We start from the raw sequence: 9,265 nt of genomic DNA, 5'->3' as shown, positions 1-9,265 counted from the left end.
CAGAAGCGGACGATCGAGGAGACATGGCGACACATCGGCCATCTCGTCTCAACCATCCAACCCGGCGAATGCGAAAACTACTTCGCAAACGCCGGATACCCTTCCGTCAAATCGTGAACGACTCTAGTCGAATTCACGGCGACGTGGGATAATCTGAAACGCCACATTGGCGTGAGCGCTCCTAGCCTCGTCGGTACGCCCCCACGCCCCCGACACAGCTGGGAGCGCATCCGACTTGGAGGCAAAGGGAGGTGGGCATGAAAGGGACGTTTCGCATTCCTTTTGGCGCAAGCTACGCCGCTCCACCCGGCCCGCAGATCGATGATTTCTCCTCTCCGCGCAACGCGCTCCGTTGCGACTCTACGGGTGCCGGCCGGCCTCCGCGGCGAATATCAGCGCCGTAGGGGCGTATCGGATCTCCACCTGATGTGAAGAAAGAAGTGCGTGGGATGCCAGGAACTGTGGTCTTATTTGAAGGCCCCGTCGGGTAGGAAAAACAAGCTTGGGCCGGGACGTGGCATCAAGGCTTGGTCTCGCGTTTATCGATGGCGATGATCACTTTCTTCCCAGGCCGTGGCTACCTCGATCCTCAAGACCAGCCATCGCATAGTTGCTGCCTGCCTGGAACAGCTCCACAGCCATCCTGCCGTGATTGTGGCCTACCCGCTGCGACGCACGAATTGGGTATTCTATCGCGAGGCATTCGGGCGGCGCGGTACACCGTGCCGTTGCGTCAGCCTGATCGCGGATATCGCCCATATCACCGCACGACAGCGAATGTTGACCCCGGATGAGGTGGAGCGTAGCGCCGAGATGATCGCCAAGGGCTTTGGACAGCGACCGTTCAGTGATCTCATCCTCCGCAATGACGAGAGCAACTTCGCAGAGACAAGCGATCGTCTGGTGCGCGAGGTGGATCATTTCTCTGGCTGACCGCTAAGGTTGGCGGCGCGCGATGTCCAGATTCCTCATCCCTTCATCGCTGCCATCAGTGCGGGCGCTCCGAGGACCGCGATGACCCGTTTGATGTTGTAGGCCAGGACGTGGGGCCTCGTTTCTGTTGCGAATCTCCAACCCTTTGGCGGTCCGGCAGTTCCTTGACCGATAATGTCGCTGCCCAACCGGCCTTGAACCAGACTCGGCCAGCCACCCGTCTTTCCTCTTCGCGCCGTCGCGCTACTTCAGATTTGCGGGCGCGCCGAAGGGAAGCAGCCCTCCAGGACGGCTCAAACGTCGCCTGAACTGCATGAGCCGGCGCGGCATCACACGAACCATGAACCAGTTGAGGTAGGGCAGATGAAGACCACCGGTTTTTTCACCGTTGGAACCGCGACGTTGGTTCTGTTGACGGGCTGCGTAACCGGACCCGCAACCGAGCCGCCGCCAGCTACGGTCGATGCGACGGTGGAAATGGGCCTGATCAGCTTCGTTCCCGAAACGATCCGGATAAGACCGGGACAGACGGTGCAGTGGCGAAACACTTCCATCAATACGCACACCGTCACCGGCGATCCAGCGCTCGCTTCGAACCCAGCAAACGTCAGCCTTCCGAAAAACGCGAAGACATTTCGTTCGGGGTCGATAGAGGCTGGCCAAACCTTTGAGCGGACTTTCACGGTCCCCGGGACCTACCGCTATACATGTCTGCCGCATGAAGCATTGGGAATGCAGGGAACCATCATTGTGGAAGCGCGGTGAAGCATTCTTGGCCGGACGGCGCCAGCGTCCAAGGCTCGCGATGGAACGTCCGCGTGTGACAGGCCGGAAGCCGACCGATGGCGTGGCTTTCGATCGTCGCACCAGGCTGATCTGATCTGCGCACATGGATCGAACCAGCAGCTCACCAACTCGCTCGAGGCCGGCATCCCGAAACAGCGGTGTCAAATTCGACAGAGTAGTGCAGCGCTCAGAGCACAAGTGCAGTGTAGGTCGCGGTAGGCCGGTTGCACACACGCGCCGTTCGGTAGATGTCGCCTTCGGGTCGATACTTCGCGTCCATCACCGTCGTAGAAGGGTGGATTTTTTGCCGAATGGAAGAGCCTACCGGGACGTCTGGAACGCGCCAAAGGCTGCCGTTCAACCGACGGGCGGCCGAGGTCCGTTTCTAATTGATGAAGCTGACTTTAGTTGCTGTTGCGCCGGTCACTTGGTGCCAATGCCGATGTTGATCGGATTGGTCAGCCTTGCAGTGCTGGTCCCGCTGGCGCGTTCCTGGACCATCTCGTCCAGCGCATGCTGAATCACCTCTCGCTCATCGCTCGTCAGGTCAAGGCTGCCCAGCACCATTTCGACGATCGGGTTGCTCCATATCAGCCACTCCCACAATGCCTCTCCCGTCTCGAACTCCGTGGTTTCGGTGATGGTCTCGACCCTGATGTCCTTAAGGCCAGCGCTCGTGAGTTCCTTGCGCAGCCTCTCCGGACTCTGCAGTTGGAAGGGTAGCGGCGGGGGATCCATCGGAGGGCCCGTGAAGTCGGGGCGGACCGATCGAATGGCGCGGACGAAGAAACCGAAGAACTCGATCTTGCGCGGATCGCCGTATACGTTCATCAGGACACGCCCGCCAGGCCGGACGACCCGCGCCATCTCGCGGATGCCCTTCGGCATATCGGGAAACAGCATGACGCCGAACTGCGATCCGGCCATGTCGAAGCTGTCGTCATCGAGTGCAAGGTCGTGGCCATCCATGACGCGGGTCTCGATGTCGAGCCCCTCCTTGCGCGCACGCTCCCGCAGCAACTCCAGCATGACGGGAGACAGGTCGGTTGCCAACACCCGTGCACCGATGCGTGCCGCCGGGATGCTGAGGGCACCGCTTCCCGCGGCCACATCTACGAAACGCATACCTTGAAGAAGGCCGGCCCGGCGGAGACCTTCATTCCCCAGCCACATCTGGGTCAGGGTGTTGGTCCTGTCATAGCCCGGCGCGATCTTGTCCCAGGCCGCCTGTGCTTGTTTTTGTTCCTCAAGATTCACATCCAGCTCCATTGCTTGGCGGTCACGAGTGGCTGAACGCGGTGTCAAGCGCCTTCAGGAACGCTTTGGGTTGTTCGATGGGAGGATCGTCGGCGGCATCTTCGATCACGTGCAGCGGCCAGCCGTAGCGTTTGCTGGCATCCTCGGCGACGGACAGACGTGTGGCGAGGTCGTGCCGGCCCCAGATCAACGTCGTCGGCACGGCTATTCGGTCCAGCTCCGCCTCCGGGATCCCCGGCATCCCGAACTGCTCCATGAGGCTTTGCTGCGTGGCGTGAAGAGCAGCAGTGCGCGCCCGATCGAGGTTATAGGCCTTGATCCGCTCCCAGCTGTCGCCCATACGGTCGCGCAGGCGGTCGAGATCGAAGGCGCATTGCCGCCACAGGCGGTCATGTGTGTCCTCGGTCGGATCAGCGATAAAGTCGGCCAGGGCGCGTCCGAACTCCGGTGCCGGCTGGAAGGGGGCCAGGCCGAGTGCGTCGACAAGCACGAGTCGGCTGAGCCGCTCGCCATGGCGGCTGGCGAAACGGGCCGCTATGGCGCCGCCGAGAACTTGCCCTATGAGCGCTGGCGGGTTCGGGCACGTGTGCTCGATCAACGCACCCAACCACTCAAGGACGCGATCTGCCTCGATTGGGCCGCCGGGTACAACCGAATTTCCATGTCCCGGCATGTCGGGGGCGATGACCCGGTAGGATCTCACCAGATCCGGAAAGACACCGATCCACTTCGCCGCGTATTCGCCCGGCCCATGCAGGAGCACGATGGGTGGGCCATCACCGCCTTCCAGCACGGCGGTCGAGATGCCGGCCAGGTCGCGTGCGCGCCCGGTGAGCGGCATCCCGGAGAGCAATCGTTCTCGTGCGCCGCCGTCGATCGGACGCTCGCCCTCCGCCGCCTTCGGGGCTTTCCGCTTTAGGGCTTCGGCCATCGCTTCCTCCTCGCTTGCGTTTCAGGATCGTCCTGGGAACAACGCTACGATGGAGCGACGGCCGGCGCTTCGGCGAAACTACCCAAATTGCTGAGCGCGATGATATGGGTATTTTGCGACGTGCAGACAGACTGTTTAGACGAGCTTGTGCTTGTGGGCATAGGCGATCGCTGCGGCCCGCGATGAGACGTCGAGCTTGCCCAAGAGATTGCTAACGTGCCGGTCGATCGTCCGCCGGCTCACGAACAGCTCGGAGGCAATCGCCTTGTTGGTTTTTCCGGCAGCCACCAGTCGAAGCACCTGCAACTCGCGTTTCGTCAGCCCGTGGCTTTGAATCGAGGCTGCGGCCTTTGCATACGAAGCGATGCGAGCGAGATCCGGGGCGGCGCCGAGCCGCTGGAATGTGGCGCTCGCGGCGTCCAGTTCCAGCCCTGTCCCCTCTTCGTCGCCAAGCGCGCGGCAAGCCAGCCCGATAAGCTCGCGCACGCGCGCTGCTTGGTAAGGAGCCTCGGTCGTCTGCCAGATTTCAAAGGCACGGCGTAGCGAGCAAAGGGCCTTCGCGGCCTCGCCTTCAGCCAACTCGATAGATCCCCTGGCGTGCGCCGCCATCGCACCGAGCACGCCCATGTCAAACCGCCGGGCGGTCTCCTCAAGTTCCCGGCAGGCGTCGCGCGCTCCTTCGATATCGCCCGCCGCCAGCATGATCTCGACGCAGGCGGAAAGCAGTTGCGTGCGCCCGAGCCGATCCATTCTGGCGCTCACAGCACGGCGAATCGCCACGGCCGCTGTGTCGACGTGACCTTGCGCCATCCGCAACAGGGCCAGTCCCGGCTGCGGTTCGAACCCGCGACGGCTAGCATCTCGATAGGTCTCTTCGGCCGCCGTGAACTCACCCCGCAGACGATGCAGCTCCCCCCTCCGATAGAACGCTGCGGCGGGAGGCGTTTGCTTGCCTCCCCGAGAAAACCCTGAGCAGGCCCGTTTCGCCTCCTCGATCGCACCCGGCCAGGCGCCATGCAACTGCATGATCTCCGCGCGATGCACCAGACACGTGCTGGTGAAGCTGACGAGTTGCGGCTGTTCTTCGCACCACCTGGACAGCGCGAAAGTCCACTCCCGCGCGCGGGCAAATGCGTATACCTGGATGCAACTGTCTATGACGCTGCAGTAGATGAGGCCGGTCATCAGCGGCGACAATTCTCCCTCGACCACCGCAACCATGGCCCCATCCAGCAGCGCGAGCCCCGCTCGACCTGACCCTGCTGCAGGAGCGCGCGACCCTGAAGGTGGCGGGCGCAGCCGATCAGGTCCAATTCCCTGAAACGTTCGCCAATCTCTGCAGCCCTTGCCGCGGAGGCGTATGCCACTTGCGAATCCGACACGGCGATATCCCGTTCCGCACGGGGCACCAACAGGTATCCTTCCTCGACACACGCGCGTCCTTCTCGCTCGACAAGGCGCTGGGCGCGGCCGAACCATCCGGTCGCCGGACCTGTCTCACCCCGAAAGTGAAGGCACAACCCGATCCAGAACGCGCAGCGGGCAGCGCGCGCGCATTGCTCGGAATCAAGGAAAACACGATGGGCTCGATCAAGCGCCTGCAGATAGTCGTCTTCGCGACCGATCAGATACGCCGACATCGCCAGCAGCTCGAGATCGTCGGTTCCTAACGGGATAGTGCGATCTGCAAGTGTAAGCGCGTCGTAGGCGTCGGCCCATGCCCGCCGCTCATAATGTCTTCGGCCGCGTTCGAGGTGATCGAGATGTTCCGCGACACCGTCCTCCTGTTCGGGCCTATTGGGGCTGCTCACGCGCTTTGCTCCGGCTCTCACCGAAGTTTAGCAGATCAGCAACGCCAACAGCACTCCGGTGGTATCCGGAGACTGGAGGCTACCATGCCGCTAGGGGAGGACGGCAACCACCCCATCTGCCAAGCGACAGGCGTCCCGTTATCGGCGCCATTCTCGGCCTGCGCAAACGATGAAAGCAGGCTCCAGACGGATTATATTATTTTTTTGCATCCATGAATTCCTGAATTGCATTTGATTGCACCTGCAAGCGATGCAAGGCTGCATCTGCTGATAGCAAGGCAGTGGAGTGTCTTGCGCCGTCCGGCTTCGAAGCCGGACATGGCAATTGGGGGAGGAATGACATGGCAGTTCGCCAGGTAGTGAATTTTGGTCTTTCAACGGCCCTCGCCACGACGGCGCTGGTTTCGGCATTGCCGGCAACCGCCCAGCAAGGACCGTCGCTCGAGGGAAAGACCGTCGAATACGTAATCCCTTTCTCCGAGTCGGGCGGCTCCGGGCGTTGGGCTAACTTCTTCGCCCCGCAATTGAGCGAAACACTTCCGGGAAATCCGACCGTCGTCGTCCGCTACCGTCCCGGCGCGGGATCGACCGAGGGCGCAAACTGGTTCCAGGGACAGCAGGACCAGGGTGACGGGACCCTGATCTTCGGCACGTCGGGCTCGACCCAGTTCCCCTATCTCCTGGGCGATCCAAGGGTTCGTTATGAATATAACGACTGGCAGGTGGTCCTCGCCTCCGGCACAGGCGGCGTGGTCTATCTGCCGCCCGATATCGCCGAAAGGTTCGACGGCGATGCCGATGATCTGAAAGACGAGTTTTTCCTGTATGGCAGCCAGGGGGCCACGACGCTTGATCTGGTTCCGCTCCTGGCATTCAAGATGCTGGGACTTCAGGTCGATCCGGTCTTCGGCGTTGATGGCCGCGGCGGCGGCCGCCTGATGTTCGAACGCGGCGAAGCCAATATCGACTATCAGACGAGTTCCGCATACCTCGCCAATGTCCAGGCCTTGGTGGATGACGGCCTCGCTGTACCGATCTTCACCTGGGGCGCGTTGAACGACGATGGCGAGATCGTTCGCGATCCGACCTTCCCCGATTTGCCTTCCTTCAAGGAAATCTGCGAAGCGACAGAAGACTGTGAAACCGAAGGCACCGCTTGGGATGCGTGGAAAGCCTTCTTCGTTTCCGGCTTCGCAGCACAGAAGATGATCTACCTGCCCAAATCCGCCTCTCAGGAGATCGTCGACATGTATACGGCGGCCCTTCAGGAGGCCATCGCTGCCGAAGGCTTTGCCGAAACCGCGGAACCGGTGCTCGGCATCTACCCACAAGCCACCGGCAATGCAGCCAAAGCCGCGCACGAGCAAGCGACCACGATCACACCCGAAGCCAAGCAGTACGTGATCGACTGGCTGAAAGAAGACTACAACGTCACTCTCGAATAGGGCGGACGCGGCGTCTGGTATTTCCACCCGGCGCAGCCGCCGGGCGGAAATCCTGCGTACCCCAAAAACTCGTCGGGAGAGCCGCCTTGGATCTTTTAGCTACCGCAGTGCCGGCACTGGGGGACGCATTCAGTCTCATACTCCGCCCCAGCCAGCTAATGTTTCTTGTCGCCGGCGTGCTTCTCGGCCTCTCGATCGGCGTGCTGCCCGGACTTGGAGGCATCGCCGGGCTCGCGCTTGTGCTGCCGTTCATGTACGGAATGGAACCGGTCGCCGGGCTGGCGCTAATGGTCGGGCTCGTTGCGGTTATTCCGACCTCCGATACTTTCTCGTCCGTACTGCTCGGCATTCCCGGCTCCTCGGCCAGTCAGGCCACTGTTCTGGACGGCTTTCCCCTTTCGAAACAGGGGCATGCGGCACGAGCCCTGTCGGCGGCCTTTGCCTCTTCGCTGTTCGGCGGACTGTTCGGCGCGCTGATCCTGACCTTCTTCATCCTGATTGCGCGGCCTCTGATCCTTTCCTTCGGCCTGCCGGAGATGCTGATGATCACGGTGCTCGGCCTGTCCATGGTGGCGATCCTGGCAGGCCGGGTGCCGCTGAAAGGCGTCATGGCGGCCGGGCTCGGCATCCTTGCAGGGACGGTCGGGGCGGCGCCGGCGGGCGGCAGCCTGCGAATGTCGACCTACGATATCCCGTATCTGGTGGACGGGTTCCAACTCGTCATCGTCGGCCTGGCGATCTACGCCGTTCCCGAGATCGTATCGCTGTTGCGGCGCGACAGGCCGATCTCAAACTCCGGAAAACTCGGCGACGGCTGGGCACAGGGCATCCGCGACTGGTGGCAACATAAGTGGCTTTCCCTTCGTTGCGCCGTCATCGGCGTCCTGGTGGGCGTCATCCCCGGCCTGGGCGGGTCCGTCGTGGACTGGCTGGCCTATGGCTCCGCCGTCCAGACCGCCAAGGACCGCTCTAAATTCGGCCAGGGCGATATTCGCGGCGTCATCGCGCCGGAAAGTTCCAACAATGCCAAGGAGGGCGGTGGCCTCGTTCCGACGCTGATTTTCGGGATTCCCGGTTCCGGCTCGATGGCGATCTTCCTCGGCGGATTGGCCCTCCTCAACATGACGCCCGGACCGCAGATGATCCGCACCCAGCTGGACACGACCTACACCATCGTGTGGTCCCTGGCGCTGGCCAATGTCATCGGAGCCGGCCTCTGCATCGTCCTGTCGCGCTGGATCGCCAAGCTGACGACGATCCGCTTCACCGTGCTTGCCCCCTACCTGTTCATGCTGATCGCCTTCGCCGCGTTTCAATCGCGCCAGTCCACGGCGGACCTTGCCGCACTGCTCGCGCTGGGGGTGCTCGGCATCCTGCTGCGGCGCTTCGATTTTTCGCGGCCCGCCTTCCTAATCGGGTTCGTGTTGTCGAACCAGACGGAGGTCTTCGTCAACCAGGTGTTCCAGGTCGCCGGCGCCCGTTTCAGACGGAGCATGGAAACCGGATGGGACTATCTGCTGACGCCGATTTCGATCGGATTGCTGATCATCATCGTCGTGTCGATCTTTGTCGGCATTCGCGCCTCCAAGAACATTCGCGAGAATATCGACGCGCCCACAAGCGGGAAATTCGCGCCGATGCTCTTCCTCGGCTGTCTCACGGCCTATGTTGCCGTGGCGACCTGGGATGCATGGTCCGTAAACCGCCTGCAGGACAAGATATTCCCCCTGACCATCGGTCTCGTGACCCTGGCGAGCGGATTGGTCCTGCTCGTGCAGGCCACGCGAAGGCCTGCGACCGACGAACTTTTCATCGATCTCGAACAAGGGGAGGACGGAGCGGCGGCCTCCGGGCTCTGGTTGACGCTCGGCTGGTTCCTCGGGCTCCTGGTCCTTACGAGCCTGTTCGGTCTGGTGATTGCGCTGGTCGCCTTCCTTCTGCCGTTCTTCCGCCTGCGTGGCAGTTTCGGCTGGTGGCGCTCCCTGTTGGCCACTGCCGGCGGGGTCGCCTTCATCCTCATGCTGGCGAGCGTTCTCGGCCGGGACTTCCCGCCGGGCCTCCTGCAGCGCTTCGTCGATCTCCCTTGGCCGTTAACTTGAGGA

General features: G+C 62.2%; 8 protein-coding genes and 1 pseudogene. 6 read left to right on the top strand and 3 right to left on the bottom strand.

The annotated features are described in order from the left end of the window. The 3 genes and pseudogenes from N5A92_RS23820 to N5A92_RS23810 form a co-directional block, all read left to right on the top strand. Positions 1 to 117 (top strand): annotated as a pseudogene (locus N5A92_RS23820) (IS630 family transposase); the annotation flags it as partial. A gap of 456 nt (positions 118 to 573) precedes the next feature. Then, complete coding sequence (locus N5A92_RS23815; protein ID WP_260906826.1) at positions 574 to 933, top strand: hypothetical protein; 360 nt, start codon at positions 574 to 576, stop codon at positions 931 to 933. A 363-nt stretch (positions 934 to 1,296) separates the two neighbouring features. Next, complete coding sequence (locus N5A92_RS23810) at positions 1,297 to 1,698, top strand: cupredoxin domain-containing protein (RefSeq protein WP_260906824.1); 402 nt, start codon at positions 1,297 to 1,299, stop codon at positions 1,696 to 1,698. A 444-nt stretch (positions 1,699 to 2,142) separates the two neighbouring features. Here N5A92_RS23810 and N5A92_RS23805 read toward each other — a convergent pair whose 3' ends face one another. The 3 genes from N5A92_RS23805 to N5A92_RS23795 all read right to left on the bottom strand — a co-directional run bounded on the left by N5A92_RS23805 (position 2,143) and on the right by N5A92_RS23795 (position 5,128). Next, entirely contained in the window at positions 2,143 to 2,976 is an 834-nt protein-coding gene (locus tag N5A92_RS23805) for a class I SAM-dependent methyltransferase (RefSeq protein ID WP_260906822.1), read from the bottom strand. A 22-nt stretch (positions 2,977 to 2,998) separates the two neighbouring features. Beyond that, positions 2,999 to 3,907, bottom strand: a complete 909-nt coding sequence (locus N5A92_RS23800; protein ID WP_260906821.1) for an alpha/beta fold hydrolase — start codon at positions 3,905 to 3,907, stop codon at positions 2,999 to 3,001. A gap of 135 nt (positions 3,908 to 4,042) precedes the next feature. Then, positions 4,043 to 5,128, bottom strand: a complete 1,086-nt coding sequence (locus N5A92_RS23795) for a helix-turn-helix transcriptional regulator (RefSeq protein WP_260906819.1) — start codon at positions 5,126 to 5,128, stop codon at positions 4,043 to 4,045. 65 nt (positions 5,129 to 5,193) lie between these two features. On the opposite strand from N5A92_RS23795, the gene N5A92_RS23790 reads away from it, so the two are divergent. The 3 genes from N5A92_RS23790 to N5A92_RS23780 all read left to right on the top strand — a co-directional run bounded on the left by N5A92_RS23790 (position 5,194) and on the right by N5A92_RS23780 (position 9,262). Next, a complete protein-coding gene (locus N5A92_RS23790) occupies positions 5,194 to 5,577 on the top strand; it encodes a hypothetical protein (protein WP_260906817.1) in 384 nt (127 codons plus the stop codon). A gap of 482 nt (positions 5,578 to 6,059) precedes the next feature. Next, on the top strand, positions 6,060 to 7,163 hold the full coding sequence (locus tag N5A92_RS23785; RefSeq protein WP_260906815.1) for a type 2 periplasmic-binding domain-containing protein: 1,104 nt from the start codon (positions 6,060 to 6,062) through the stop codon (positions 7,161 to 7,163). Positions 7,164 to 7,249: 86 nt separating this feature from the next. Continuing rightward, a complete protein-coding gene (locus N5A92_RS23780) occupies positions 7,250 to 9,262 on the top strand; it encodes a tripartite tricarboxylate transporter permease (protein ID WP_260906814.1) in 2,013 nt (670 codons plus the stop codon). The last annotated feature ends 3 nt before the right edge of the window (positions 9,263 to 9,265 follow it).

It is taken from the genome of Chelativorans salis (genome assembly GCF_025336525.1).
Classification (GTDB): domain Bacteria; phylum Pseudomonadota; class Alphaproteobacteria; order Rhizobiales; family Rhizobiaceae; genus Chelativorans; species Chelativorans salis.
The sequence above is the reverse complement of the archived record's forward strand: the minus strand, read 5'-3'. Positions and strand labels throughout refer to the sequence as shown.

Coding starts and splice junctions, on each gene's coding strand:
- N5A92_RS23800 (WP_260906821.1), bottom strand. CDS start 3,907: ATGGCCGAAGCCCTAAAGCGGAAAGCCCCGAAGGCGGCGGAGGGCGAG.
- N5A92_RS23810 (WP_260906824.1), top strand. CDS start 1,297: ATGAAGACCACCGGTTTTTTCACCGTTGGAACCGCGACGTTGGTTCTG.
- N5A92_RS23795 (WP_260906819.1), bottom strand. CDS start 5,128: ATGGTTGCGGTGGTCGAGGGAGAATTGTCGCCGCTGATGACCGGCCTC.
- N5A92_RS23785 (WP_260906815.1), top strand. CDS start 6,060: ATGGCAGTTCGCCAGGTAGTGAATTTTGGTCTTTCAACGGCCCTCGCC.